Source organism: Candidatus Eremiobacteraceae bacterium, from assembly GCA_035314825.1.
Classification (GTDB): Bacteria; Vulcanimicrobiota; Vulcanimicrobiia; order Eremiobacterales; family Eremiobacteraceae; genus JAFAHD01.
Genome location: DATFYX010000072.1, coordinates 128,537 through 153,016, shown reverse-complemented (window position 1 = coordinate 153,016; position 24,480 = coordinate 128,537). Strand labels below are relative to the sequence as shown.

29 protein-coding genes and 1 tRNA gene are annotated in these 24,480 nt (G+C 63.5%); 18 read left to right on the top strand and 12 right to left on the bottom strand.

The window, feature by feature from the left end; all coding sequences use genetic code 11:
- Window positions 1-116: 116 nt before the first annotated feature.
- Genes VKF82_10705 through VKF82_10690 form a run of 4 tightly spaced genes read left to right on the top strand, consistent with a single transcriptional unit; the run spans window position 117 to window position 3,860 of the window.
- On the top strand, window positions 117-1,043 hold the full coding sequence (locus VKF82_10705) for a hypothetical protein (protein ID HME82537.1): 927 nt from the start codon (window positions 117-119) through the stop codon (window positions 1,041-1,043).
- A 41-nt stretch (window positions 1,044-1,084) separates the two neighbouring features.
- A complete protein-coding gene (locus VKF82_10700; protein HME82536.1) occupies window positions 1,085-2,398 on the top strand; it encodes a PDZ domain-containing protein in 1,314 nt (437 codons plus the stop codon).
- Window positions 2,395-3,174, top strand: a complete 780-nt coding sequence (locus VKF82_10695) for an alpha/beta fold hydrolase (GenBank protein ID HME82535.1) — start codon at window positions 2,395-2,397, stop codon at window positions 3,172-3,174. Before VKF82_10700 ends, VKF82_10695 begins: the two co-directional genes overlap by 4 nt.
- Complete coding sequence (locus VKF82_10690; GenBank protein ID HME82534.1) at window positions 3,171-3,860, top strand: hypothetical protein; 690 nt, start codon at window positions 3,171-3,173, stop codon at window positions 3,858-3,860. The genes VKF82_10695 and VKF82_10690 overlap by 4 nt, the downstream gene beginning before the upstream one ends.
- Window positions 3,861-3,992: 132 nt before the next feature.
- Here VKF82_10690 and VKF82_10685 read toward each other — a convergent pair whose 3' ends face one another.
- The gene (locus VKF82_10685) at window positions 3,993-5,420 is read right to left on the bottom strand and encodes an FAD-dependent oxidoreductase (protein HME82533.1); all 1,428 of its coding nucleotides are present in this window, start codon (window positions 5,418-5,420) and stop codon (window positions 3,993-3,995) included.
- Between the two features lie 149 nt (window positions 5,421-5,569).
- Here VKF82_10685 and VKF82_10680 point away from each other — a divergent pair.
- Window positions 5,570-5,645, top strand: a tRNA-Ala gene (locus tag VKF82_10680).
- An 11-nt stretch (window positions 5,646-5,656) separates the two neighbouring features.
- On the opposite strand, the gene VKF82_10675 is transcribed toward VKF82_10680, so the two are convergent.
- Window positions 5,657-7,633 (bottom strand): ferritin-like domain-containing protein, encoded by a 1,977-nt coding sequence (locus tag VKF82_10675; GenBank protein ID HME82532.1) that lies wholly within the window; start codon window positions 7,631-7,633, stop codon window positions 5,657-5,659.
- Window positions 7,634-7,773: 140 nt separating this feature from the next.
- The gene (locus VKF82_10670; GenBank protein HME82531.1) at window positions 7,774-9,279 is read right to left on the bottom strand and encodes a hypothetical protein; all 1,506 of its coding nucleotides are present in this window, start codon (window positions 9,277-9,279) and stop codon (window positions 7,774-7,776) included.
- A gap of 108 nt (window positions 9,280-9,387) precedes the next feature.
- Between VKF82_10670 and VKF82_10665 the strand changes: the two genes are divergently transcribed.
- Together VKF82_10665 and VKF82_10660 are read left to right on the top strand one after the other, a co-directional pair.
- Window positions 9,388-9,543, top strand: coding sequence for a lmo0937 family membrane protein (locus VKF82_10665; protein ID HME82530.1), 156 nt, complete (start codon window positions 9,388-9,390; stop codon window positions 9,541-9,543).
- A 1-nt stretch (window position 9,544) separates the two neighbouring features.
- On the top strand, window positions 9,545-10,207 hold the full coding sequence (locus VKF82_10660) for a hypothetical protein (protein ID HME82529.1): 663 nt from the start codon (window positions 9,545-9,547) through the stop codon (window positions 10,205-10,207).
- A 19-nt stretch (window positions 10,208-10,226) separates the two neighbouring features.
- Here VKF82_10660 and VKF82_10655 read toward each other — a convergent pair whose 3' ends face one another.
- Window positions 10,227-11,291, bottom strand: coding sequence for a copper amine oxidase N-terminal domain-containing protein (locus VKF82_10655; GenBank protein ID HME82528.1), 1,065 nt, complete (start codon window positions 11,289-11,291; stop codon window positions 10,227-10,229).
- A gap of 68 nt (window positions 11,292-11,359) precedes the next feature.
- On the bottom strand, window positions 11,360-12,199 hold the full coding sequence (locus VKF82_10650; protein HME82527.1) for a Crp/Fnr family transcriptional regulator: 840 nt from the start codon (window positions 12,197-12,199) through the stop codon (window positions 11,360-11,362).
- Window positions 12,200-12,484: 285 nt separating this feature from the next.
- Here VKF82_10650 and VKF82_10645 point away from each other — a divergent pair, with 285 nt between their 5' ends.
- From VKF82_10645 to VKF82_10620, 6 genes are all read left to right on the top strand, one after another.
- Complete coding sequence (locus VKF82_10645) at window positions 12,485-13,003, top strand: hypothetical protein (protein ID HME82526.1); 519 nt, start codon at window positions 12,485-12,487, stop codon at window positions 13,001-13,003.
- Between the two features lie 19 nt (window positions 13,004-13,022).
- Window positions 13,023-13,370 carry a hypothetical protein gene (locus tag VKF82_10640; protein HME82525.1) on the top strand — a complete coding sequence of 116 codons (348 nt, stop codon included), beginning with the start codon at window positions 13,023-13,025 and terminating at the stop codon, window positions 13,368-13,370.
- A gap of 28 nt (window positions 13,371-13,398) precedes the next feature.
- The gene (locus tag VKF82_10635; GenBank protein HME82524.1) at window positions 13,399-13,662 is read left to right on the top strand and encodes a GlsB/YeaQ/YmgE family stress response membrane protein; all 264 of its coding nucleotides are present in this window, start codon (window positions 13,399-13,401) and stop codon (window positions 13,660-13,662) included.
- 82 nt (window positions 13,663-13,744) lie between these two features.
- A complete protein-coding gene (locus VKF82_10630; protein HME82523.1) occupies window positions 13,745-14,206 on the top strand; it encodes a hypothetical protein in 462 nt (153 codons plus the stop codon).
- Between the two features lie 25 nt (window positions 14,207-14,231).
- On the top strand, window positions 14,232-14,666 hold the full coding sequence (locus VKF82_10625; GenBank protein ID HME82522.1) for a hypothetical protein: 435 nt from the start codon (window positions 14,232-14,234) through the stop codon (window positions 14,664-14,666).
- Window positions 14,667-14,682: 16 nt separating this feature from the next.
- Window positions 14,683-15,468 carry a hypothetical protein gene (locus VKF82_10620; GenBank protein HME82521.1) on the top strand — a complete coding sequence of 262 codons (786 nt, stop codon included), beginning with the start codon at window positions 14,683-14,685 and terminating at the stop codon, window positions 15,466-15,468.
- Here VKF82_10620 and VKF82_10615 read toward each other — a convergent pair.
- From VKF82_10615 to VKF82_10595, 5 genes are all read right to left on the bottom strand, one after another.
- Window positions 15,461-16,045 carry a DNA-3-methyladenine glycosylase I gene (locus VKF82_10615; protein HME82520.1) on the bottom strand — a complete coding sequence of 195 codons (585 nt, stop codon included), beginning with the start codon at window positions 16,043-16,045 and terminating at the stop codon, window positions 15,461-15,463. The genes VKF82_10620 and VKF82_10615 overlap by 8 nt on opposite strands.
- Window positions 16,038-16,415 (bottom strand): VOC family protein, encoded by a 378-nt coding sequence (locus tag VKF82_10610; GenBank protein ID HME82519.1) that lies wholly within the window; start codon window positions 16,413-16,415, stop codon window positions 16,038-16,040. Before VKF82_10610 ends, VKF82_10615 begins: the two co-directional genes overlap by 8 nt.
- A 68-nt stretch (window positions 16,416-16,483) precedes the next feature.
- A complete protein-coding gene (locus VKF82_10605; protein ID HME82518.1) occupies window positions 16,484-17,158 on the bottom strand; it encodes a hypothetical protein in 675 nt (224 codons plus the stop codon).
- Window positions 17,155-18,432, bottom strand: a complete 1,278-nt coding sequence (locus VKF82_10600; GenBank protein HME82517.1) for a patatin-like phospholipase family protein — start codon at window positions 18,430-18,432, stop codon at window positions 17,155-17,157. Before VKF82_10600 ends, VKF82_10605 begins: the two co-directional genes overlap by 4 nt.
- Before the next feature lie 95 nt (window positions 18,433-18,527).
- Entirely contained in the window at window positions 18,528-19,832 is a 1,305-nt protein-coding gene (locus VKF82_10595; GenBank protein ID HME82516.1) for a patatin-like phospholipase family protein, read from the bottom strand.
- Between the two features lie 170 nt (window positions 19,833-20,002).
- On the opposite strand from VKF82_10595, the gene VKF82_10590 reads away from it, so the two are divergent.
- Window positions 20,003-20,581: an HdeD family acid-resistance protein gene (locus VKF82_10590; GenBank protein HME82515.1), complete on the top strand. Its 579-nt coding sequence runs from the start codon at window positions 20,003-20,005 to the stop codon at window positions 20,579-20,581.
- Here VKF82_10590 and VKF82_10585 read toward each other — a convergent pair.
- Both VKF82_10585 and VKF82_10580 read right to left on the bottom strand, forming a co-directional pair.
- Entirely contained in the window at window positions 20,578-21,189 is a 612-nt protein-coding gene (locus tag VKF82_10585; GenBank protein HME82514.1) for a tetratricopeptide repeat protein, read from the bottom strand. The two genes, VKF82_10590 and VKF82_10585, sit on opposite strands and share 4 nt — an antisense overlap.
- Window positions 21,186-21,869: a cytochrome c biogenesis protein CcdA gene (locus tag VKF82_10580; protein ID HME82513.1), complete on the bottom strand. Its 684-nt coding sequence runs from the start codon at window positions 21,867-21,869 to the stop codon at window positions 21,186-21,188. The genes VKF82_10585 and VKF82_10580 overlap by 4 nt, the downstream gene beginning before the upstream one ends.
- Window positions 21,870-21,971: 102 nt before the next feature.
- On the opposite strand from VKF82_10580, the gene VKF82_10575 reads away from it, so the two are divergent.
- The 4 genes from VKF82_10575 (at window position 21,972) to VKF82_10560 (ending at window position 24,308) form a co-directional block, all read left to right on the top strand.
- The gene (locus VKF82_10575) at window positions 21,972-22,214 is read left to right on the top strand and encodes a BolA/IbaG family iron-sulfur metabolism protein (GenBank protein ID HME82512.1); all 243 of its coding nucleotides are present in this window, start codon (window positions 21,972-21,974) and stop codon (window positions 22,212-22,214) included.
- Entirely contained in the window at window positions 22,211-22,543 is a 333-nt protein-coding gene (locus VKF82_10570; GenBank protein HME82511.1) for a glutaredoxin domain-containing protein, read from the top strand. The genes VKF82_10575 and VKF82_10570 overlap by 4 nt, the downstream gene beginning before the upstream one ends.
- A gap of 119 nt (window positions 22,544-22,662) precedes the next feature.
- Complete coding sequence (locus VKF82_10565) at window positions 22,663-24,096, top strand: SpoIIE family protein phosphatase (protein HME82510.1); 1,434 nt, start codon at window positions 22,663-22,665, stop codon at window positions 24,094-24,096.
- Window positions 24,096-24,308, top strand: coding sequence for a hypothetical protein (locus tag VKF82_10560; protein ID HME82509.1), 213 nt, complete (start codon window positions 24,096-24,098; stop codon window positions 24,306-24,308). Before VKF82_10565 ends, VKF82_10560 begins: the two co-directional genes overlap by 1 nt.
- Window positions 24,309-24,480: the final 172 nt, after the last annotated feature.

Here is a 24,480-nt window from a genome sequence, read left to right as displayed (position 1 = left end):
GCCTGCGCCAGCCTCTCACGGTGCCCTCACGGCCGGTTCACGCCGGTCTCATGCGCTGCGGCCCGCCTGACGGTAAGGTCAAGGGTGGAGGCACCCGCTTTTTCAGCTCGACCATCATGAGACGCATCAATTTCGCCGCCATCGCGCTGGGCGCGTTGGCCGCACCGCTGTTCATCGTCTTGTCGGCCAAGGCCGACCTGGCGCAGCTCAACGACGGCGCGCCGGTCACGGTGATCAAGTCGACCGGCGGCAAGATCACGATCCACTCTGGCGAGCCCGACGGGCTGGTCCGCGTGCCCGGCAACACGCCCGGCGTGCAGATGAACCGTTTCAACGTCAACCCGCAAACGATGGGAACGTTTTGCGTGCCGCGTCCGCAGGCGTTCAATCCGCGCCATGGCTCGCGCACGTTCGAGCAACAGTCCGGCGGCTGCACGCCGCGCGCGCTGCCCTTGCGCGAGGGTCCGCACGGCGTCTCGATCACCAACCCAGGCAGCGATCTCGAGGTCGGCGTGCCCAATCGGATGGAGCTCATGTACGTGCAGGCCGGCGCGAGCCCGGTGCTGATGGAGCGTACGCGCGGACCGTACATCATCATCGGTGAGAACGACGTGACGTTGCGCTCGGTGGCGGGCATGGGCTGGGTGCAGACACAGGGCAACGTCGAGGTGCGCAATCCGCAGGGCAACATCGGCGTCGTCACCGGCGCCGGGCGCATAGCGATCTGGTCCGGGCCCCAGCTGGAGCGCGCCCAGTTCTTCTCGCAAAGCGGCGATATCGAATGGACGGTCAGCGGCGTCAGCACTGGCCCGTATCGCGTGAATCTGGGCTCGGGCTCGGCGCGCATCCACGTGTGCGGCGGCTTCGGCGCAAGCATCGTCGCGACGAGTTTGGGAGGCACGGTCGTGAACATGCTCGATCCTTCGGTAGCAAACGTCAGCTTTTCAGGCCCGCATGGCCTCTCGGAGACGGTCGGCGGCGGCGGCGCGCAGGTCATCGTCAATAGCCGCGAAGGTAACATCACGATCGCACCGTGCCCCTAGGAGCGCTGGGATTGGCCGGTTGAGCGGCGAACCGGAGCGTCGTGCTCCGCATCATCGGCGCGGCCCTGGCCATCGCGATCATCGGCATCGTCGCCCTCACGTCGCTCGGCCCGCTTCCCGCCGCCGGCGATGGGGCGGCGCCGTCCTTCGTGCCGCAGCTAGCGCCGACGCCTTCGAGTCCGACGCCTGTTCAGACCGCATTGCCCAATCCGATCTCGCGTCCGGATGACGCGCACGGCATCACCCAAACTACTGCGCCCTTCGCAAGCCCAACAGGCTTCTCGCCGGCGCCTGTGCCGCCGGCGCTCTGGCTCTCGGGTTCCAGCTCGTTCACCGTGCCCTGCGATCTGCACGGAGACCGCATCTTCGTCAGCGTGGTGGTCGACGGGAAGCCCGAGACGTTCTTGCTCGACTCATCCGCGCCGTTCTCGACGATCGATCCGGCCGCGGCGCCGTCCAAAGACGTGCCGATCAACCTGAGCACGCTGCAGATCGGCGAGTTGCGTTTCAATAGGCTCAGAGCCGGCGTAACGCGCGTCTCCGCGGGCTCTCTTATGTATCTCGGCAAAGCGGCGGACGGGGTGCTCGGGCAGGAGCTATTTTCGCGCTACGCGGTGCGCATCGACTATCGGCCCTGTTCCATCACCGTCTTGCGCGACGCCCAGGCCGCTGCTGGCGCGAGCCCGCCGTCAAACGCCCGCACCTTTCCGCTGCGGATGGTCAAAGGGCAACCCCAGATGGACGTGCGCTTCAACGGCGGCGCAAGCGCCGCACTGGTCGCCGACACCGGCTCAGACGCCGAAGCGGACGTTTCGTCGGACTTCGTCGAGTCGAACAAGCTCGTATTCGTGGCTTCGGTCCCGGAGTTGCGACGTTGGCTGCCGAGCGGCCAGCTGTCCGGCGTGACGGGGCGCGCGGCATCGCTCTCGCTCGGTATGATCGTGCTCGACCGCCCGCTGGTGGGCGTCTTCGCCGCAGACAACCGCACGGCGGCGACCGGGTATCTGGGCAACGGGTTTCTGGACGATTTCAGCCTGTTGTTCGACGAGCCGGTCGGGCAACTCACGCTGACCCCCGTGCCGGATGCGCGCCGCTTCACATACGATCGCAGCGGCGCGTGGCTCATCTTGCGCGGCGGCGCGGTGACGGTCAAGAGCGTTCTGCCAGAATCTCCGGCAGGCCAGATCGCGTTGCAGCCCGGCGATCGGATCGTGGCGGTGAACGGCCAGGCTGCTGCTGATCTCGATGTCGTGCGCGCGTTGCTCGCGGGTCCGGCGGGGACGACGGTTGTGCTGACCTACGAGCGAGGCGGCAAGCAGCACAGCGGCTCGATCGAACTGAAGACGCTGCTGTGACGATACGCATCCGCGATCTCTCGCACATCGCGATCGATCCTGTGGAGTTCCCCAGCGCCGGCGGCACCGTGCGCGGTCTGTTCTATCACAGCGGCCGGCCGGCGACGTGCGTCGTGCTCTGCCACGGCTACTCGGCGGGCAAGCACAACGTCGATCTGCTCGCGTATCACCTCGCGGCGCAGGGCTACATCGCGCTCGCATTCGACTTCCTCGGCCATAAGCTCGGCGCGAGCTCGCGGCCGCTTGCGCACGCAGACGACTTGGTCGCCAACGCGCTCGACGCGATCGCGTTCGCGCGCGCGCACCCGCTCGTTCGCCGCATCGTCATCGGCGGCCACAGCATGGGAGCGGCGACCGCGATCGGCGCCGCGCTCCAGGACCGTGCGGTCGAGGGAGTCATCGCGATCAGCACCGCCCGGCACCGCGAACGCAAGCTCGAGGGCGACGGATTGGTGAGCGGACTGCTCAACCGGCGCGCGTACGTCGATGGCGTCGGGCCCGTGGAGATCAGCGCGGCGATGGACGCGTTCACTGCACAGATCGGCGAGCTCTCGCCGCGTCCGATCCTGTTCGTTGCCGGTTCAAAGGACGCGCTCGTCGCGCCGTCAGCAGTCAGGCAGCTCTACGACGAAGCGCGCGACCCAAAGACCTACGAGTTGATCGAGGCCAACCACACCGATTGCGCCGAGCGCGCGCGTTTCGTCGTGACAAGATGGCTCCAGGCGACCGGCTTCGAATACGCCATTACTTCAGCATCTTCGGGGGATGAAGCATGAACAAGTTCGCGCCGTTCTTTTTCGCAGCGCTGTGCGCCGCGGTGCTGGCGCTTGCCGCCGGCGGCACGTCGTCGCGCGCGGCAAACCCGCCCGCTCCGACGCCGGTCGTTTCGGTGACGACGCTGCCGGCGCTGCCGTCGCCCGGTGTCGCGACGGCGCACCCAGTCACGCCGTCGGCGGCCGTGCCTCCCACGCCGGCTCCGGTCATGGGGTCGCCGGCCTCTCATCCGACGACGGCGCAGACTCCCGCGCTGCCGCCGCCGGGCACGTTCATCCTCATCGATGGCGCGGTCGCGAAACCGGCATATATCACGCTCGATCAGCTCCAGCATATGCGGTCCACGTCGCTCACGCTGCGCATGTCAGGCCACGGCGTCTTGACCGTGACCGGCGCGCCGCTCGCCGCCGTCATCGATCTCGCGCAGCCGAACGTGACCGGTGGCCCCGGCTCCTCGCCGAGCGCCTATGCGCTTATCTCAGGAGTGTCCGGGCAGTTCGCGATCGTCGCATTCCCCGAATTCGAAAAGGACTTCGAAGGCAAGACCGTGTTGCTCGCATATCTGGTCAACGGAAAGCCCGTAAAAGCGGGTGCCGCGACGCTCGTGGTGCAAGGCGACGCGAAGAGCGGACGATTGATCGAGGGCGTGACCCACATCGCGATAGTCCAGCCCAGTCCAAGCCCCTAGCGCCCCGCCTTCAGGTGTGGTGAGGACCGACTATGCCTTTGGCGATGAGGAACATCTTCGTGTTGATGACCAGAAATCGCCACGCCTGGAAGGGCCAGAACTGCCGCCAGAAACGTCCCATCTCCGGACCTCCTATTCGGGAATGAGCTGCCAGCCCGGCTTGGCCTGCAGCTTCCACAAGAACGCGGAGTGCAGGGCCCGTTTGGTCCACGCGCCGGCGAGGCCGACGTCGAGGTCGCACAACGATAGGTCGCGGCCGCGGTCGGGATAGCGCTGATAGTCCCGCGCGACCGGCGTCATTATGATCGATGCCGCAGAACCGTTCCAGATCGAACTGCCCATCGATGCGATGCATGCGCCCGGTATCTCCGACATGCGGGCGTGATGGGTGGCCGGCTTGCCGGCGACCTGGTCGGCGATGTTCTCTGCCACCGTGCGCCCCATGATGCCGGACACCATCCCGGTGCGTGGCGGCGTAGCGGTGATGGCCAGCCCGCTGGACGCTTTCTTTCCTTTCGACATCGGGTGGGGCGGTGCGAACGCGATGCCGGCGGCGTACACGTTGTCGTAGTGCGGTGACACGTATGTCGCCGGCCAGTCCTCGGCGCGATAGTCGGCATATTGGCGAGGCGTGTAGTCGGCGTCCACGCGCATGAAGCCGTTGGGCAGGGTCATCTTCTCGCTGATATCGCTGCCGTCTCCCGCGACGTACTTGACCGGGATGCCTCGGAACTGCGGAATCAACATCGCCAGATCGTACTCGATCGTGCCCGGATCTTCGCCGATCTGCTCGTAGTGCAACACGCCGGGGTCGACCTTGGTGACGCCCGCCGCCACCTTTGCGGTGATGCGCGATTCATCGAGCAGCATGCGCACGAGGCTGGCGCCGGTCACCAGGATTCCGCGCTTGACCGCTTCGATGCCGTCGACGCCGAAGTCCCCAGGTTCCGGCTCGTTGGTGATCCAGACGAGTTCGGCATTGTCGCGCAGTCCGCGCGCGCGCAGGTCCGCGTCGACGTTCATGAGGTACTCGAACGCCGCGCCCTCGCAGGTCGCCGCAGGATGGCCGACGCCGACCACGATGCGCCGGCGCTTGCCGGCTTTGAGATCGCGCACGATCGCGAGGTACTTGTCGCGCGCCTCGATCGCGTGCTCGACCGAGCACACGCTCGTCGTATTGCCGGTCGCCGGGCCGAGGCCGGGCGTGCCTTCGAAGTTCAGATACGGTCCGGTGGCGTTGAGCAGGAAATCGTAGCCCAGCGTGCGCTCTTCTCCGGACGCAGTCGTGACAAGGACTTGCCGGTCGTCCGGCTTGATCGTGGTCGCGCGACCATCGACATAAGCGCTGCCGATCTTCTCATACACCGGCGCGAGCTCGAAGTGGACCTCGTCCGGCGACATGGTGCCGGTGGCGACCCAGATCAGACTGGGAAACCATGTGAACCGGTTGCGCGGCGAGACGACGGTGACATCCGCGGTGTTGCGCACCAGCGTTGAGAGATGCAAGGCGGCCGTGTGTCCGGCGAAGCCGGCTCCGAGGATCAAGATGCGGGGTTTCATTATGACACCTTTGTCGGCTGACGAGGCAGCCATGACAACCGTACATCGCACCAAGGAGCAATCGTGAGAAGAAATCGTGAAGACATGGGACCAGCACCGGGATTGCCCGGCCCTTCCAGCGTATGCTATACTACCGCTTCGGACCCCGTGGGGATGTAGCTCAGCTGGTAGAGCACTTGCTTCGCATGTAAGGGGTCAGGGGTTCGAGTCCCCTCATCTCCACCACCCCTATCCTTCTAGTTGTCGGGGTCGTTGAACTTGATCCACCAATGCGTCCCGTCGCAGAACGGCTTGTTCTTCGAATGGCCGCACCGGCACAGCGCGTAGTGCTCGCGATTGGCGCCTTCGTTCAGCAGCTCGCCGTCGAGCTCGATGCCGCCGCGGACGTAATAGCTGGCGTTGTTCGCGACGTAGATCTCAGGCTCGCGCTCTTCGCCCTGGTAGAGCCTCCCATCGCGGACGAAGCCCAAGGCGCCTGACGGACACTGCCGCACGATGCGCTCGATCGTGTCGGCGTCCGCTCCTCCGGCGGTCACGAACGGATCGCCTGAGTGGTGAAACACCTCGGGCAAACGGTCAGTGCAATTCCCGAAGTGGCAACACGTGCCGCGGTTGTCGCGCACCGTGATGCCGTTGCCCTCGTAGCTGTCCAGGCGGTCCTGCGCCCGGTCAGCTGATTTCGCGCTCGCGAAACTGTTACGCGCATGCGTGCCGTCGCAATACGGCTTGAGATTCGAGCCGCCGCAGCGGCACAGCGCCACGATCGGCCGGGTCGCCAAAGTTTCCCCTGTAGAATTAGTGAGCTTGCGCAGGTTGCGGACGATCAGTGGACCGTTCAGCTCGGGGCGAATGGTGGTGCGGGCGTTGCGCTCGGCGGCATTGTCGCGGATCGTCTGGGCGAACTTCTCCGGGATGAAGGGCGTCAGATGCTCGGCCACCGATTCGAGCGCGGCCGCCGCTTCTTGGACCTCGGGAGGCATCGCCGCGTCGTCCGACAGCTGCGTCAAGCGCGATGCGAGATCGTAGAGGCGTTCGAGGAAGTAGACCCATGCCGATTGGCGATGCGCGAGCAGATGGACGCTGCGGTTGAACCCGAATCCCGGACCCGCCGTCTTGCCGGGATACTGAGGACCCGCAGGCGTCTTCGCGAGCGCCTCGCCAAGCGGTCGCAGCACCGACGCCATGATGCGCAGCGTGCCGCGCGCGAGCAGCCGGAATTGCTCTTCCGTCTCGCCTTCGTGCGCGAAGAACCGCAAGAGCATCATGAGCATCAGGTCATACGTCCCGTTGAACAGCTCTGCGAGCTCTTGAGCGTTCGCATCGGTGATGCGGTTCGAGCCTGGAGCGTCGGCGTAGCCGCGGGTCGCCGGATTGCTGATCAGCGGGCGAACCGGATCGAAGACCCTGCCGTCGGCTTGCGCACGCGCGCACAGCTCCTCGTACTCCTTGCGGATCGAGTCGAAGACCACGAAGTGCGCGTCCGGATGTTCGCTGGTGGGCGACTCTCCCTGCTCGATGATCATATCGATCGCGCGGACGGCCGAGGCGGCATCCGTCACCTCGACCAGCTCACCGGGCAGGTCGAGATACTTGGGATTGGCTTGGGCTTCCGGAGGTCCGATGAACAGCCGATCCTCCGGAATGCAGCGGAACGCGCTCTCTATCTTATGATAGAACTCGCCGACCGTCCGGAAGTCGATGTCGAAGGGCTCGAGCGCGTTCTGCACCCGGATGGCTTCGACCCGGTCGTGATCGATCGCCACGCGGGCGCGGATCTGATCGTAGAAGGCGGCGCGATCATCCGGTAGCACGCCCTTCTCCGGCAGCTCGTAGCACACGAGCCTCTCGATCAAGGCTTTGGAGAACGGCTCAAGCGTCAGCGCGATGCCGAACGGATAGGTCGTGGCCGGCATCGGGAAGTTCGAGCGCGCGAAGTGCGGCGCGCCACCGACCGCAGTCATGATGTTCGAGACCTGTGCGAGGTGGAGCATCTCCTCGACGGCGACGCCGGCGAGTTTCCGCTTCCACGTGCGCACGATCTCGAGCTCGTCCGGCCTGAGGCCGCCTTCGTCGATGTGGTTCTTCAATGAGTAGCCGGCGTAGAGATACACGCAGGCGAGGTCGTGCTCGAGTTCGGACGCCCTGGTGAGCAGGTAGAGCAGCTCTTCGCGCGTCTCGACCGGTGAGACTTGCGCGGCCGTATCGGTCGACATTGAAGTAGAGGCGATTATAGACCAAGGAGTCCTTGGAGTCAACCCGGGCGAAAGCGCAGGCATGAAGGACAAGCGCCGACGCTGCCGCTGGGCGAAGCCCGATGGCGCGATGCAGTGCGCTCGGTCCCGTCGTTAGGCAGTTACTGAGTTTGGAGTATTTGAAGGATCTTGTCGGCGACGTGATCGGCTGCGAGGAACTGCTGAGCCTTTAACAGCCCGTCAAGCTGCTGCATGAGGGGCGCAACTTTCGTGGGGCCGTTCGCCTGGACCCAGCTGGGTAGCTCTTGCTGGATCTCACGGATTTTTTGTTGGAGAGCCAGCGGCGAGAAGCTGTTCTTCGATGGCGGCAATTCCACGAGTTGCTCACCGCCGAGGAATTTGCGGTAGGCCGAGATCGCTTCTGCGTTTTCGGTCGCCACGCGGAAGAAATTGTTCGCATTGGCCTTGCCGCCGATTCCCCATGAGAAGATATTGACCAGGACGGCGCCGTGGTTGTACATCTTCCCCAAGTACGTCTCCATCGTCGGCTCGCCCGGCATACCGGTCGGTACGACGTTTGTGCCTTCCGCCGAGATCCAGGCTGGATTCCCATGCGCGGCGACCTCGCTGTAAATCAGTTCAAACGTGCCGGGCTCAGGATACGTGCTAAAGCCGGGGAGATAATGCTCGCCAAACGCGACGGAAGGCGGCGCGAAGTGCGTCATCTTGTCATACGAGATGCTTCCGCTCTCGCCAGGCGCAGGAGTCTCGGCCGTCACGGCGATCTGCGAATAGATCTTGTCGGCCGGTATGCCGGCGCGAGCCAGCTGCTGGGCCCAAAGCTCGATGTAGCCCTGAACGACCTTGCTGATCTCGGCATCTGGATCGGCAGGCTGATGGCCGGAACTGAACCCCCCGTTGGTCAACGCGCAGTACCCGAGATACCTCCCAGTATCGAAGTCTTGCCCGATCTGCGTTTCCCAGCCCGCGATGACGCCGGCAAAAAGTCGCTCTCTGTGGTCCCGGCGTAGACTGTCGAGCTGGGTCTTGATCTGCGCACCGATGAACTGCGCTCGCGCTCTAGCCGCGGCTTCGACCGCGGGGCTATTGAGACATAGCTGCGGGGCGATCTTTGTCGGCGCGGGTCCCCAGTCCAGCCGCCTTCCCGTGTTCGGCGTGCCGTTCCAATCAAGCCACTCAAGATTGGCGGATCGGTCGAGCGCTGAGCCTCTCGGCCAGAACATCGAATCATCGATGTGGAAAGCGACCGCTACGTTGTCGGCTCTTGCTACACTGAACGACGTCTCGATGAGCTGGCGTATCGCGCCGTCCGATTGGTCCAAAGTGAGCGGTCCGACCGCGAAACCGAGCTTGTCGACATCGCCGCCAGTTGTGCCGATCGCGCTGATGATGTCGTGGACGGTTTCCGAGATCACCGGAGCGGGCGGCAGGGGAGCCTGGCTTGGGCCGCCGTACGTGAAAAGCTGAAACACGAGATAGCGCGTCGGTGCCGAGTGCGACACAGCGGCGTGCACGCTGCCGGGCAGACCGAAACACGTGATGAGCGCGCAGCCGAGCGCGGCGGCCCCTTTCGGGATCGAGTGCAAAGCAAGCCTCACAATCCCCCAAGCCGACAGGAAGACACCGCAGAGGCGCTGTTCGTTCACGCCTTAGTGGATCCGGCGTGCTACGCGCCGCACGTGGGCCTGGTCCGCGGAGCGTAGGATTCCGAATTTGCTTCCAACAACACGTGAGACGGTAGAAAGAGGTTTGCGATGGGCAACTTACTCTGGACGATCATCGTTGTTCTCTTCGTCTTGTGGCTGTTGGGTTTTCTTCTGCATTTCGGCGGAGGCTTGATCCACCTCTTGCTGGTGATCGCGGTTATCGTTCTGATCATCAATCTGGTCTCGGGCCGAAAAACAGTGTGACATGGCGCCGCGACGTCAGTTCTGCGGTGGTCGCGGCCGCTTAAGTATCGCGCTCTGGTCGCTGGCGCTGCTGCTTGCGCCGTCCGCGGGCCTCGGGCGGACTTTGCCGCCGGCGTGGATCGCGTTCACCAACGCATGGGCTAGCGTCAAAGGATATAGCGCGACAGACACGGTCTACGAGCGGAAGGGGACCGTGATCCAAAACATGTTCTTTACCTACACCTTTACGAAGCCTTCGAGTGCGACGATGACCGTTATCCGGGGCCCTAATGCCGGCGGCACGCTCGTGTGGAGCGGCGGAAGCACAGTGGTAGCCCATATGGGTACCGGTCTCACGGCGATGTTCAAACGGACATTCCCGCTTCACGATCCTCAGGTGACGACGATCCGCGGTGCGTCGATCGATCAGTTGAGCTTCAGCGCCATCCTCGCCCACGGGCTGCGGACGGCAGGGCCGATCACTCAGAAGCCTGGACCGACGATCAGCGGCATCGCGACGGACACGGTCACGCTGATCCCGTCGCAATCGGCCAACGACACCGGACTGACGCGTGAAGTCGTCGAGATCTCGAGGACCACGCATTTCCCCGTGGCCGTGCTCGGCTACGCCGGCCAGACGCTCGTGCGCACCGTCGACTTTTCAAACGTCCAGCTCAAACGCTAGAGAACGACTCCGGGTCCGCTCAACTGCGTAGATTCAAGGTCGAGGCCGCGCCTGCATTCGTGTTGGGCGCGATCGACGTGATGCGCACGGCGATGTTGCCGCCGCTCGGCACCTGCACATTGACTGACTGTGAGAAATAACCGTTTCCGTCGGCTTGAACGGTGTTGGTATACGTGCCGAGGCCGATCCGGAGAACGCCGCCGAGCAACGCGGAACCGGTGGCTGCGATCTTGACCGTCGAGTTTGGAAGCGTCGTTCCGGAAACGGTGAACGTGCTGCCGACGGTGGAGCCGTCGGTCGGGCTCAGATTGCTAAGGTAGTTGGCCGCAGCGCCATTGGTGTTTGAGGTCGCGCTCGATGTGAACGACCATGTCCGATCAAATGCGGCCCCCGCAGCGGAGTTCCCCTTCACCTCGACCGTGTGTCTGGCTTGCGACAAATCGTAGGTAGGCGTGAACAGAAAATCATTTTGCGATACGTAGGTCGTGCTCGAGACGTCGCGACCGTCGAGCGTGAGCTTGACGGTATTCGGGTCGACCGGTTGGCTGAAACCGCCGGAGACCGCAGGGCGCGCCACCTGAACGTTCCCGCCGTTGCGCGGTTTCAGGTTCGTCAGGGTGAGCGATGCCGGAGCCTGAGCTGGCGGCGGCGCTTGACCGCTATTGATGCTCACGACTTGGCTGCTGTTGTCGTACTGAACGTTCGCGCCGAGCGCCTCAGAGATGAAACGCAGGGGGACGAGGGTGCGCGCACCGACCAGAAACGGCGCGACGTCGAGGGTTTGCGTTTGGCCATTGACGACGGCTTGCGTGCTCCCGATATGCAGTTGGATCGTGCGACCGTTGCCGGTGGCGTTGATCGTGCCGTTGTCGTAGACGACGCTTGCTCCAAGCCGTTCGAATACCCCGCGCAGTGGGACGAAAACGCGTCCGCTTCTTTCAATGGGCGGTTGGTCGAACTGCACCTGTGAGCCGTTGACAACGATTCGGACTGTATCGGTTCGAGCGGGCTGACTTGACAAAGCCAAAATTGCTGCGCACAAGAAGAAAATAAGAAATCCGCTGGAGAGGTTCTTGGTCTTCATATCACATCACACTTTCGCCATTCATTATATCACGGGATGAAGCGGTGCCGATGTACGGAAACGCTCCCTCACCTAGAGCGTGCGCGGCGACGAGACGTGTCGATGGCGGCGGGTCGAAGGCTCAAGAGATCGCCGAACTGATTCGTCGTTATCCTATAGCACTCGCAGGTGGTGGCTTCCAGGCCGGTCCTGTCGACGATCGTTATCGTCCCATGCGAATAGTGGATGAATCCCGCCTTTTGCAGGATGGCAGCCGCGACAGTCACGCCTGCACGGCGAGAGCCCAGCATGATGGCCAGGAATTCGTGAGTCAGCGGGAATTCGTTGCTGCCGACACGATCGCCGGTCATCAACAGCCAGCGCGCACACCGTTCGTAGACGCTGTGCAATCGATTGCAGGCGGCCAGTTGGCCCAGCATATTGACGTATGCTTGTAAATACCGGTTGAGAAACTCGCGGAACGATTGGCTCGTGGCGAGAAGGCTGCGAAACGTCTGCGCAGGCATCTTCCAAGCTTTGCCGGGCACCTGACAAAAGCTCTCATTCGCGCTTGTCTCGGCGCCCATGAGCAGCGGGACCGCGCTCGTGCCCTCGCGACCGATCGTGCCGATCTCGATCATCCCGCCGTCCTTCATCTGTGCGACGACTGAAAGAATCGCGCCAAGCGGAAAGTACGCTTCGGTGATGCGCTCTTCGGGCTGATAGATGGTCTGATGCACCTTCACATCGACCACCTCGCCTTCCTCGAGCGCGAGCGTCTTCTCTTTGCCTCTTAGACTCGATAGGATCGCGTTGCCGTTAAAAACATCATTCTTAAGCATTTGCCGTCCCAATGCTGCTGTGGGCTCGCAATAGTCACGCGGTTGGTGCGTTTCCGTACCGATATCCGCTTTGGCGAAGCCTATCATTGAAATACGAGCCCGGCATGGGAATCACCCCTTGTGCGGCTCGTGACGAAGTGAGCAAACATATCATGATCTGCGATCTGTGCGAGGGACGCTCTCATCGCATCATTCGCGTCAGTTCGTGGCAAGTCTGCCAGCGGTGCATCAGCGAGCAAGCGCTCGAACGCGCGCTCGTGGCAAAATCTACGCTTGCAGGTCTTGGACACGCCTTTGCCCGCTCTAAGCCCCGCGCGGAACTGACGATTGCAGTGAGAGCTGCGCACGCGCCAGCCGCATGAGAGATGTGAAATGAAGACGACCCTTAATCCGGACACCGGCCGCGGCATGCGTGCGATCGTATGTGCCGCGTTTATCACCTTGTCGCTCGCGGCAGCGGCCGCAAGCGTCGCGCGCGCGGATGCCGACCCGCCCAAGGCGTGGCAGGACGTGCGCGCCCTCGTCGTGCGTTTCAATGACGCCGAGAACTCCCAAAACACCGGGGTCCTTTCGGCCCTGATGCTGGATTCGCCCGATCTGTCCTGGTCAAGCGGTGTCGCAACCGAGCGCGGCCATATGGCCGTGAGCGCTCTGCTGCCAGACCTCTACGGAAGCACGATGACGGTCCTTCCGGACTACGGCAACCTGACGATCGACCTCCTCAGCCCGACCGAAGCCGATGTGACGATGCCGACCCAGTTCAGGTCGGAGAGCTTGCTGTCAGACGCGGTGACGACCAGTTCCATGGTCCGCGAGCGCGCCACGAAAACGCCGGATGGATGGCGTCTGGTGAGCATCGACACCCAGCCGGCGCCGCTTCGCGCACCATAGACCGAAAGGAAACCATTTGATGTACCGACGTTCCATGCTCGCATTCGTGGCGCTTGTCGTCGCCTGCGCAGCCATACAGCCGTTGCCGGCAGCCGCGGTCAACAAGATCTGGTCCGGCTACGTCGTCCACGTGTCGACGAACAACATCAAGGTCATCAACTCCGAGGGCACACAGACCCAGAGCTTCCTCATCCTGCCGGAGTTCAAGAACGTCTTCTCCGCGGATGGCAAGACGACGTACCAGATGGCGCAGATCAAACGTAACATGTTGGTCAAGATCTACTACGATCGGAATCTCGTCGGCCAAACGCACGCCGACACGATTTATGTGCTGAATGCCGCCGGCCAGGTGCAGCACACGAACTAGGCCGTTCTTATCGACTAAGGAGTTTATCATGGGTATTATCGCTTGGATAGTCGTTGGCATCATCGCCGGGTGGCTGGCGAAGTTCGTCGTGCCGGGCACGGGGCCGGGCGGCGTGCTGGGTGATCTCATCATCGGGGTCATCGGTGCGATTCTCGGCGGCTGGATCTGGAACTACTTCGGCCACGTCGGCGCGACGGGGATCAACATCCCGAGTCTCGTCGTGGCCTTCATCGGAAGCATCATCCTCCTGTTCATCGTGCGAGCGATGACTCGTAGCACCGCCCGGGCCTAAGGAGACCCTCATAACATCGTCGTTTGGCAAATCGTCCAAGGCGTTCATCCTGCTGGCCTTGGTTCTGTCGATGTTCGCCGGAATGATTGCGCCGACGCGAGCGGACACCGCGGCGACCACGCGCAACATCATCCTCGGCGCGGTCGCCGTGGCCGCGGGCTTCATCCTCTACAACAACTACGAGCACAAACTGGCCGCAGCAAATACGGCGGCACAGCAGGCCAACACCGTGGTCGGGTATACAGCAGATGGCGGCGTCATCTACGGTGACGGCCGCATCGTGTATCCCAACAGCGGCGGCGTCGTCACCTACTTGAGCAACAATGGATCGCAGCCGTGCGCCTTCAACGGCGCCGGTCCTCGCTGTGCGACGACCCACTTGTCTGCGTATTTCCCGCATGGCTACCAGCCCGCGTGCTGGCCCCCGGGGCATTGCAAACAGTATTGGAAACAGAATAAGGGCAACGAGGGCGATAGCAACCAGAGCCACGGTAGTCAAGGAAACGGAAGCCAAGGCCACGGCGACCAGGGCAAGGGCGGCTAGAACTCAGAATCGGGGATCAACGGCAATGATGAGCATCCGACCAACCCTCTTCTTCGGCTCTCTCGTGATCGCAAGCATGTTCTCGTTGCTGCGCTGCGGCGGCAGCTCGCTGCCGCTCTGCAACACCGGCACGGCCGTGCAATTGGCAAGCCCGACTCAGGGTCAAGGCGGCGTTTCGACCTCGATCGGCCGAATCGTCATCGTCGCGGACGGTAACGCCAACGCTCTTTACAACAGCTACGGCCAATGGACCATCACGCTCGCCGATAACACCGGGCAAACATGGAGCGGCGGAGGCCTCGGACTTGTGCCGGATCCAGGCGGACCCCACCCCTATGCTGCGGATTTCTTCTACGCTTCGTCGATTCCGAGTCTCATCCAAGGCCGAACGTACACGGCCGCCCTTGGGCAGCCAAGCGGTGCTTGTCAGTCGGTCTCGGTCGGATCCTTTTCGACGTAAGATGGAGCGCGCAGCCTTGCGTCTGAACTGGCACGGGATCCGGAACGGCGTAATCTGGTGCGCGGCGTTCTGTGTGGCCGCGACCGCCAATGCCCACGCGAGCAGCCCAAGCGCTACGCCGAGCGGAGCGGTTCCCGCGTTGGTGCTGCGGGCCGCTGCGGTCTACACGACCAATGTGCGCGGCATCATCGGGATGCAGCGACATTTCTCCACGGTGCTGCATGCCGGCCCCGTCCACCATACCGAGGAGAGCGATAGCGGTATCCTGCTCAATAACGGGTCATTCGCAAGCGCCAAGTACTACAGGATCAGCGACGACGGAAAAGCGTTTAGCGCCCAGCAGATCGCTCAGCGCGACGCGCAGACAAACCAGGACTGGACCGTCGGAAAAATCTTTTTCAAAGAGCCGTATGATCCGCGCTTCACAGCCGACTATACCTTCGAGCCCCCGCAAGCTTGCGCGGCCTGCCCCCCGGGGACTGTCGCGGTGATCTTCGGCAGCTCGGTGAAAGACACGCAGCATGGCAGCGGCACCTTGTGGATCGAGCAGGCGAGCGGGCGCGTCGACAAGCTGACGTACATCCCGAATGTCCTGCCGCCGCATGCCACCTTCGGCAGCGTGACGGAGACGAGCGGTTGGGCCATGCCGAACGTATGGTACGTGACGCGCATTGACGGCTCGTATCGCGGCAAGGCTTTTGTATTGAGCGGAACGGGCACGTTTACGGGCGTCTTCGACCACTTCAGGCGTTTTTCGACGGTGGCTCAAGGTCAGGCCGCGCTTCAGACTGGCACTATTTGACTCTCTCCGTATCGTGAAACGCGCAGTCGAGCAGATGATCGTTGACTAGGCCCACGGCTTGCATGAACGCATAGCAGATCGTGGGACCGACGAAGCGGAAGCCGCGCTTACGGAGATCCGCGCTCAACGCCTCAGCCCGTTTGGTCGATGCGGGGACAGCCGACATCCGCCGGCGCTTATCATCGATCGGCTTCCCGTCTACGAAGCGCCACACATACGTGTCGAAGCTCCCGAACTCGCGGGCAACGGTCAGAAACGCTTTGGCATTGGAAACAGTTGACTCGATCTTCAAGCGGTTGCGCACGATGCCCGGGTCCGCCATGAGCTTCTCGATGTGCGCCGGCGTGAAGCGCGCTACTCGCGCGGGATCGAATCCGGCGAACGCTTTGCGATAGCTCGCGCGTTTGCGCAGAATCGTGTCCCAGCTCAAGCCCGCTTGGGCGCCTTCCAACACGAGCATTTCGAAGAGCCTGCGATCATCGTGGACCGGGATGCCCCACTCTTCGTCGTGATAACTGAGCTCGGGTTCGGCCCGAGCCCACGGGCAACGACGAAGGGGCGAGCGGCCCTTAGTTATTGCTGACGCCTGCCGTCGCGCCCGAGTGCAATCCGAGGATGTTCCCTTCCGAGTCTTTGATCATCGCCCACCCGCCCCACGCTTCCGTCCGCGGGGGATCCTCGAACTCGACGCCCGCTTTCGAAAGCTTGTCGTGGACCTTGTAGACGTCGTCCACTTCCAGCACGACGCCGGTAGAACCGGGCTTGCCTCGCTCGGTGTCCGTCGATAGCGTGAACGCGGTGATCGCACCGGGCGGCGCCACGGTCACCCAGCGCATCCCTTCGCCCATCGGCTCATCCATGGTCTTTTCCCAACCGAGTTTCTTGGTGTAGAAGTCGATCGCGCGATCGAGGTCGTTGACGAAGACCGTCACTACGGCGATATGCATGGCCCCGAACCTTTCTTGCCCGTGAGGGACGCGAGCAATGCCACGCGCGACGTGAGAGCTCCTGCTCGCTACGATCCTGACTTCTGTCCCCAAACCGACGCCGGGATGGGCTGGTTGAGCGAGTAGTCGCCGTAGTGCCCAACCGCGTGCCCGGCGAACGACGGGAACGAAAGATCGAGGGTCTCGGTCTTCGGCATGAGATATTGGCCGGCCATGGCGTTCTCGATCGTCATGTCGATCGTCGAGCCGTTATGGTAGAACCAGCGCGCCCGTATCGGAGCCAACGTGTCTTTGGCGACGTCGATCAAGATGTGGTCCACGGTGCTGCTACTGTTCTTCGGAGCGCCTTTGAGCTCGTAGTAGCCGGCTGATGGGTCCGGCGGGACGAGCGTGATATCGTACGTGTTGGGCCACGTCTCGGCGGTGCCGAGCGACGCCGTCATCTGCTGGAATGCTTTGGCGGCCGCGGGCACCGATCTCATGTTCAACGCCTGCTTGTCGGGGCGCTCGAAGTAGCGCGTGCCATCGAGCTGCATAGAGACGCCGAGCGGGCGGTGCATCTTGACGTCGAAATGAACGGGGACCGAATACGAATCGAGGCCCTTTCGCGCCGCGACCATGCGGGAGAGGATGTCGGCCGCGGTCGGCGCCGCGGAGGCGGTCGGGCCTGGGCTTGGCGACGCGCCGACCATCATCAGAGCGACCAGCGCAAGGCCCCAGATCCGCGAAGCCTTCCCCCTCACAGCGAGTACACCGTCGGATTCTGCGCGTCGTTATAACCTAGATCGAAGGCCGCCTGCAGATCCGCCGCGTCGTTGAAACCCATAGCGGTCAGCTTCATCACCGTGGCAGGACGGATGATGCGCAGCTTGATCGGCTCCCAATCGGTGGCACGGATCGAGTCCAGGAACGCGACCGTCTGCGCGCTCAGCCCGCGGTAGTCGCGGTAGCGCGAGAGCAGATTCTTCGCAAGCGCGAGCCGCAGGTCGTCTTCGAGCAGCTCGCGCTGGATGACCGCGAACGACGCTTCCAACAGGCCCGGCATTGTCGTCGGCTGTTTTTCTCTGCCTTCATCCGGCGACGAGGCGATGAGCACCGTGATGTCGGTCGCGCCGGCGATCGCTGCGGTGCTGACGGGCGTGTTGTTCGCGACGCCGCCATCCACGTACAGATCGGCGGCTCCGGTCTCAGTCACCGGCACTTCGACCGGTTGGAAAACACCGGGCACGGCGGCGGAAGCGAGCACGGCCTTGACCAGATTGTCTTGTGTCAGGCGGAAGCGTCTGTTGCTGGGTTGCGCCACCGTGTCATCACTGCCCTCGGCGCTGACCTTCAGGCGAGCGTTGAAATGCTGGGTCTGAGCGTCTGCTTTCGGCCCGACGAAATGATAGAACGCATCGGAGCTGAAACGCGTCATGTTGGTGGCCGTGATCACGAGACCCGTCTTCATCTCGGTCAGCGTGAAGGGATACTTCTTGACCAGGCCGTTGATGCCGTCGCTGCTGACCACGCCCATGACCTTGGCGAGATCTTCCTTCGAGCCCATGGCTTTGAGCTCTCGGTTCGCCCGGCTCAAGTACTTCAGCTTTGCGGGGAAACCGTGCTCGGACGATTCGCGGAACGCCTCGCCCGCATCCATCGCGTGCTGCGCGGGCGGCACGAGCTGCAAGACGTTGGCCTGCGGCATCGAGAGCCACAACTGTTCGGCCTGGGAGATCGACTCGGCGGTGGCTCGCGCGGCGAACGCCGAGTTGATGGCGCCGGCGGATGTTCCGCAGATCACGTCGTACGGGATCCCCTGCGTGTCAATATCCTTATAAAGCCACTTGAGCGCGCCGGCCTCGTACGCGCCCCGCGCCCCGGCTCCGCTGAGCACCAGCGCCCGCGTAGGCAGCTTCGGTTTGAGCGGCGGGGGCAACGGATACCATGGCGGCAGCGCGGCTTCGGCGCGGGCTGCGCCGGCAGTGGCGCCTGCAGCGCCGAGCGCGGCGAGAAATCCTGATCGCGACAGTTTCATAACGAACTGCGGCTCCTGTTGAAACAAGTGAGAAGTGAAGGATACGCGAGCCGCTCGAGCAACGCCTGTGGCCTGCCGCTTCCCGCTACTTCCGATTACGCCGAGAACACTTCGGGGTTCTGCGCGTCCTGGTAACCGGCATCGATCGCGGCCGCGATACCATCGGCGTTGTCAAAGCCCATCGTGGTCACGTCCAGCGTCTGCGCCGGCCGGATGACGCGCATGCGGATAGGCTCCCAATGATCGAGATGCAAGGCGTTGACGAAGTCAGCCACGTCAGGGCTAAGGCCTTCGACCTCTCGATGGCGCGACAAGAGGTTGCGCGTGAACACCAGACGGACATCGCTTTCGAGGATCTGGCGCTGCATCAGATTGAGACACGCCTGCAGCAGGTCGGGCAGCGTGTCCGGCGGCGGCGGCACGATCTCGTCCGGCGCGTTGACCATCACCACGGTGACGTCGGTCGCCCCCGCGTCCACCGCGACGCCGACCGGCACGTTGTTGGCCACGCCGCCGTCGACGTAGGCGTTCACCGCGCCGGTCTCGTCGTGTTGGACGCTCACCGGCTGGAAGACGCCCGGCACGGAGGCCGAGGCGAGCACCGCGTCCATGAAATTGTCGGACGAGAGCCGGTACCGGTGCAGGTAGCTGTCGCGCGGCGTCTGCACGTCGGCGTCTTCGATGATCTGCTTGGCTGCGAGGAGCCGAGCTGCGTTCAAGAACTTCTGCTGCATCGCCGGGCCGAACGGGCCGTTGAAGTTGTAGAACGTGTCGGAGCCGAGCACGGTGATGTTGGTCGCCGTGATGACGAGGCTGAGCTTGAGCTCATCGAGTGTCATGGCGTACTTGCGCACGAGTCCCTGAATCTTGTCGTCGTTGACCGCGCCCATGACGTAGACCAGCTCTTTGGGCGGCCCCATGGCGTGGAACGACTGGTTGGCGCGCGCGAGATAGGACAGCTTCGCAGGATAGCCGTGGTGCGACGATTGCATGAGGTAGTCGACGGCGGTGATGCCGTCTTGCACCTGCGGCTCGAACACCAGGACCTTCTCGTTCGGCAGATCGCGCCAGAACGTCTCGGCTTGCGCGATCGACGCTTGGCTGCCGCGCGCGGCGAACGCCGCGTTGATCGCGCCTGCAGATGTGCCGCAGACGAGATCGAATGGCGGGCCGTCTTTGTCGGCGTCTCTGAACAGGTACTTCAGAACGCCCGCTTCATAGGCGCCGCGCGCGCCACCGCCGCTGAGCACGAGCGCACGCCGTCCGACTCGCTGCTTGGGCGACTTGAGCGGAGGCGGCAGCGGATCCCACGGCGGCTTTGCCGCTTCGGCCTGCGTGGCGACGCCCATGCCGGCCGCAGCGGCGAGCACGCTCAAGAAACCGGCTCGAGAAACGCTCATACGAATAGATCTCCCTCTATGGAGAGCCACCTTTGTCGTCCGCGTCCGGCATTACTACCATGCGCACAACGGCGTCCCGGCGGCGGCGGGTACGCGACAGTCTGCGACGCAACTCCGTCCTCACTCGTCATGTTACATCTTTCACCTGTCAAGTCCAAAGGAGATCGGTCATGGCTCTAGCGGCTGAGGTCGTCGGCACGATCGCTGACCATTGGTGGGTGCTGCTGATCCGCGGCATCGTCGGCATCATTTTCGGAGCGTTGTTCATCTTCTATCCGGGCATCACGCTCGTGGCGCTGCTGTATCTGTTCGGCGCGTATGCGCTGGTCGACGGCGTGTTCGCGCTCATCCAAGCCTTTCGACTGGGCGTCCACAGCGATCGCTGGTGGCCGCTGATCTTCGAAGCGATCGTCGGCGTCGCGGTCGGCATCGTGTTCTTCCGGTTCACCGGCCTGAGCGCGGTGGTGGTCGCATTCGTGATCGCGGTGTGGGCGATCACGACCGGCATCTTCGAACTCGTCGCAGCGTTCCGCTTCGGCGGCAGCGGCGGCGCGCCGTGGCTGCTCGGCATCGGTGGCGTGCTGTCGATCATCGTCGGCATCATCTTCGCTTGGGCGCCGATCGAGGCGCTCTTGGCGTATGTATGGGTGCTGGGAATCTACGCCATCATCTTCGGCGTGATGCTGATCGTCTGGTCCTTTAGATTGCGCTCGGCGGCGCCAACGGCGCCGGCGGACGCCGCCTCTTAACCGCTCTTCGAGTAGCGTTTGATGAATGCGGCCGCGGGCCCGTGCCCGCGCCGCAGCGCCTCGCGCCAATACGTCAGCGCCTGGTCGCGCTTGCCCACGTGCAGGCTCGCCCAGGCGGCGTAGTCCCACGCGAAGCGGTTGTTGTCGTCGTTCTTGAAGCCCGCTTGACACGCCGTCAGCGCGTTGGGATAGTCCTTGCCGATCTCATAGTAAGCCCGGCATAAAGAGAACGCGAGCGCGCCGCTCTTCGGATTGAAGGTGAGGCCGCGCGTGAAGGTGTCGATGGTGTTCGCGTATTCATCGGGTTCTGAGCGAGCGCGCATCATCTGCAGCTCACCGAGGCCCAGCCAGCCCTCGGGGACTTTGGGATCGACGCTGATGGCTTTGCGGTAATAGTGTTCGGCGACGCGCAGACGCAGCATGTGCTCGAAGCTTACGCCGCGATAGTATACCGAAAACGCGAAGAGCGGTTTGAAGAGCAGCCAGCCGCCTAACAGCACCAGCACGAGGATGATCCAGCGGTCGTAGGTCTTGATGATGTACGGACGTACATCGGGTGTCGCGTGCGGCGCGTTTGCGGGCACCACGGCCTCCGGATCGGCGCTCATGCGATGACGACGAAGAAGAGCGCCAAGAAGACAAGGACATAGCCGGCCGCCATCTCAGCGGCGAGCTGCCATTTCTTGACCGCCGGGTGGTGCGTATACCACGGCGCGAGCACGCCGACCGCGAACACCGGCAGCCCGTGACCGATGCCGAACGCCAGCATGAGAAGCGCGCCGAGCGCGAGCTCGCCTTGGAACGTGGTGACCGCTAGCGCGCCGATCATGAACGGCGTCGCATCGGGGGCGATCAGGAACGCAAAGCCTAAGCCGAGCAGGTATGCGCCGGCCAGTCCGCGCCCAGCAAAGCCGAGCGACGGCGCTTTAAAGGGGATCTCGATGAGCCTGATCATGGACAGGCCCATCAACAGGCACAGCGCAGCGGTGAGGTAGTACAAGAAGCCGGTCATCGTCAGCAGCGCGCCCATCGAGCCGGCCAGCGCGCCCACGGCGCAATAGACGGTGCAGATGCCGGCGATGAACGCCAGCGAGAGGACGGCCGCGGAGCCTGGGCCGCTCGCCTCGCGTCCGGCATAATTGAGGATCGCCACCATGCGCGGAACGCTGGACGGGCTGAGGCTGCTGAGCACTCCGCCCAGCACCATCAGGGCGAGCGCGACCGGCAGATGGCCGTGGATGACGTCGCTGAGCTTGTCCGCCAGCGCATAGATACTGAAGTAATCCATCTACGTCTTGTATCGGCACGGACCGGCAAAACGTGTAGCAAATACCCGGGACAGGCCGGGCCGCTGCAGAGTTGTACCTGCGTTCCGAAGAAGTCAGCGTACGTGATCACACCGATCGAACTGACAGCACTGGTCCGCCGCGCCCTGCCGGACGCCCGCGTCGAGATCTACGACCGCACCGGCACGCACGATCATTACAATCTCAAAGTCGTGTCCAAGGGCTTTGCTGGACTGACCCCGCTTGACCGGCACCGGCTCGTCTACCGGGCGCTCGGCGACGCGCTCGGCGACGGCCGCCTGCATGCGGTCGAACTGACGACACTAACGGAAGAAGAAAGATCATGAGCGACGACCTCAAGCACACGATCAGCGACGAGATCAAGAACAACAAGGTGCTCGTCTACGGCAAGGGCACCAAAGATGCGCCGCGCTGCGGCTTCACCATGGAGACCATCGCGTTTTTCAACCAGTTCGGCTACCCGTTCGAGGTCATCGACGTGCTCGAGGATATGCCCAAGCGTCAAGCGCTCACCGAGCTGACCGACTGGCCGACGCTGCCGAAAGTCTTCATCAACGGCACGTTCTACGGCGATACCGACATCCTCGGCCCGATGCACGAGCGCGGCGAGCTTGCGCCGTTGCTGGACGAGACGTTCAAGACGCCGGTCCGCTAGTCCGTACCCCCACGGGCGCCTGAGCCGGGACGGGCCGCGCCGCGCGTCGAAGACGCGGGGCCCGAACCAGCTTCTTCTTTATAGAGATGGGAAATCGAACTCTGCCGTCAGCGACTCGAGTGCCGACGCGTTTCGAACGCCCGCCGGGGACGATCACCGCCGGGGCCGTCCTGCTCGTCGCCCTTGTCGTGTCCGTCGTCGGGTCTTGGTTCTCGTACACCACCGTCCGCACGCTCTTGCTACGGCACGAGGCATACGACCGGGCCCGCGAGCGGCTCGCGCAGATCTTGCAGCTGCAGACCGACGAAGAGACGGCGCTACGCGGGTATCTGAGCACGGGCAAGCCGTACTTCCTCGATCCGTTGGTCAACGCGCAGTCGCAGTTCGATCCGACCTATGCCGACCTGGTGCGCTTCGTCAATGACTCGGGCGTGGTCGGCGCCTCGGCGCCGGTGCTCGACATCCGGCGCGAGCACGCGCTTTGGGAGCTGAAGATCGAAGGTCCGCTCGTCAAGAACGCCAACGCGCCGGACGTCGTTGCGCGCTTGGAGCGCGGCAAGATCATCATGGACCGCATCCGCATCGACTATGCGACCGTCGCGCGCATCTTCGACGACGAATCACAACGTCTGTTCGACGAGTCGACTAGGTTGCTCCGCAACGCTTCCGTCGCGACCGCCGGCCTGATCTTGCTGTTCGGACTGGCCGCGCTCATCGCAGACGCCTATCGCAGCCGCAGCCAGGCCGCGCTGGCGCGCGAACGCACGGTGACCGATACGCTGCAGCGGGCGTTCCTGAGCGGCTGGGACGTCCTGCCGTATCTGCGCATCGGTACGGCATACGTCTCGTCCACGCGCGAGGCCGCTATCGGCGGCGACCTTTTCGACGTGTATCGCCTCGACGACCATCGCGCGCTGGTCATGGTCGCCGATGTCAGCGGTAAAGGCGTCGCTGCCGCCGTCGAGACCGCGCTCGTGAAATACTCGATCCGGACGCTCGCCGAAACCGAGCCGGATCCGGCCTCTATCTTGCACCGCTTCAACACCATCTTCGAGCGCTCGGCAGCGGACCCGGGGGCCTTCGTGAGCGTGTTTCTCGGCATCGTGGACGCTCGCGATTTGACGCTCAGCTTCGCGAGCGCGGGCCACGGGTCGGTGTTCGTGCGTCGCGGCAGCCACGTGTCCACGCTGCCGGCCACCGGGCCGCTCATCGGACTGGAACGCGACTTGCCCTTCACCAGCAGAAGGGAGCAGCTCGGGGTCGGCGATGTCGTCGTGCTGGCGACTGACGGCTTGACCGAAGCGCGCGATCAGGCGGGCATCATGCTCGGCGAGGAGCAGGCGAGCCGTTGGATCGAGCGGGGCGATGCAGAGCCGCAACGCTTGGCTGACGAGGTGGTCGCGAATCTGCGCCGGTATGCGGGCGGCCGCGTCGCCGACGACCTCGCCTTACTGATCATCCGGGTACAACGCTCGCCGGTCACGGGCGAGCCGCTCGACGGGCAGACGCGCCACGAGGTCACGCCGGAGCCGGCGGATGGACGGGTGAGCTGATGGCGCAAGGGGGACTCGCCTGCGAAGACTGCGGTGAAGTCGTGTGGCTGGCGCAGGGTGCGACCCACGTGCGTTGGCTGCACGACCGCGAGCATGTGGCGCGCGAGGTGGGCGAACACGCCTCGGGCGGGCTGGACCTATGGATGAGCGACGGTTTGCGCTTCCTCGACGAGCATCGCGGGCACAGCGTGCTCGTAGTCACCCAGGACTGAGGAAAGAAAAAAAGAGCGAAGGAACGCTTCGCTCTTCTTCTTTGCGCTAGACGTTACGCCTAGTGCTTTTTCTTCTTGGTCTTCTTGGCCGCTTTCTTCTTCTTTGCCATTCTAACTCACCCCCATTCTGCGGAGTAAATGGATGTGACACGCTCGTACTGAGCTTGATGCG

Excerpts from the sequence above, each read along its gene's own strand:
- VKF82_10705 (HME82537.1), top strand. The coding sequence starts at position 117 with ATGAGACGCATCAATTTCGCCGCCATCGCGCTGGGCGCGTTGGCCGCA.
- VKF82_10690 (HME82534.1), top strand. The coding sequence starts at position 3,171 with ATGAACAAGTTCGCGCCGTTCTTTTTCGCAGCGCTGTGCGCCGCGGTG.
- VKF82_10685 (HME82533.1), bottom strand. The coding sequence starts at position 5,420 with ATGAAACCCCGCATCTTGATCCTCGGAGCCGGCTTCGCCGGACACACG.
- VKF82_10675 (HME82532.1), bottom strand. The coding sequence starts at position 7,633 with ATGTCGACCGATACGGCCGCGCAAGTCTCACCGGTCGAGACGCGCGAA.
- VKF82_10665 (HME82530.1), top strand. The coding sequence starts at position 9,388 with ATGGGCAACTTACTCTGGACGATCATCGTTGTTCTCTTCGTCTTGTGG.
- VKF82_10660 (HME82529.1), top strand. The coding sequence starts at position 9,545 with ATGGCGCCGCGACGTCAGTTCTGCGGTGGTCGCGGCCGCTTAAGTATC.
- VKF82_10655 (HME82528.1), bottom strand. The coding sequence starts at position 11,291 with ATGAAGACCAAGAACCTCTCCAGCGGATTTCTTATTTTCTTCTTGTGC.
- VKF82_10650 (HME82527.1), bottom strand. The coding sequence starts at position 12,199 with ATGATAGGCTTCGCCAAAGCGGATATCGGTACGGAAACGCACCAACCG.
- VKF82_10645 (HME82526.1), top strand. The coding sequence starts at position 12,485 with ATGAAGACGACCCTTAATCCGGACACCGGCCGCGGCATGCGTGCGATC.
- VKF82_10640 (HME82525.1), top strand. The coding sequence starts at position 13,023 with ATGTACCGACGTTCCATGCTCGCATTCGTGGCGCTTGTCGTCGCCTGC.
- VKF82_10635 (HME82524.1), top strand. The coding sequence starts at position 13,399 with ATGGGTATTATCGCTTGGATAGTCGTTGGCATCATCGCCGGGTGGCTG.
- VKF82_10630 (HME82523.1), top strand. The coding sequence starts at position 13,745 with ATGATTGCGCCGACGCGAGCGGACACCGCGGCGACCACGCGCAACATC.
- VKF82_10625 (HME82522.1), top strand. The coding sequence starts at position 14,232 with ATGATGAGCATCCGACCAACCCTCTTCTTCGGCTCTCTCGTGATCGCA.
- VKF82_10610 (HME82519.1), bottom strand. The coding sequence starts at position 16,415 with ATGCATATCGCCGTAGTGACGGTCTTCGTCAACGACCTCGATCGCGCG.
- VKF82_10600 (HME82517.1), bottom strand. The coding sequence starts at position 18,432 with ATGAAACTGTCGCGATCAGGATTTCTCGCCGCGCTCGGCGCTGCAGGC.
- VKF82_10595 (HME82516.1), bottom strand. The coding sequence starts at position 19,832 with ATGAGCGTTTCTCGAGCCGGTTTCTTGAGCGTGCTCGCCGCTGCGGCC.
- VKF82_10590 (HME82515.1), top strand. The coding sequence starts at position 20,003 with ATGGCTCTAGCGGCTGAGGTCGTCGGCACGATCGCTGACCATTGGTGG.
- VKF82_10585 (HME82514.1), bottom strand. The coding sequence starts at position 21,189 with ATGAGCGCCGATCCGGAGGCCGTGGTGCCCGCAAACGCGCCGCACGCG.
- VKF82_10580 (HME82513.1), bottom strand. The coding sequence starts at position 21,869 with ATGGATTACTTCAGTATCTATGCGCTGGCGGACAAGCTCAGCGACGTC.
- VKF82_10570 (HME82511.1), top strand. The coding sequence starts at position 22,211 with ATGAGCGACGACCTCAAGCACACGATCAGCGACGAGATCAAGAACAAC.
- VKF82_10560 (HME82509.1), top strand. The coding sequence starts at position 24,096 with ATGGCGCAAGGGGGACTCGCCTGCGAAGACTGCGGTGAAGTCGTGTGG.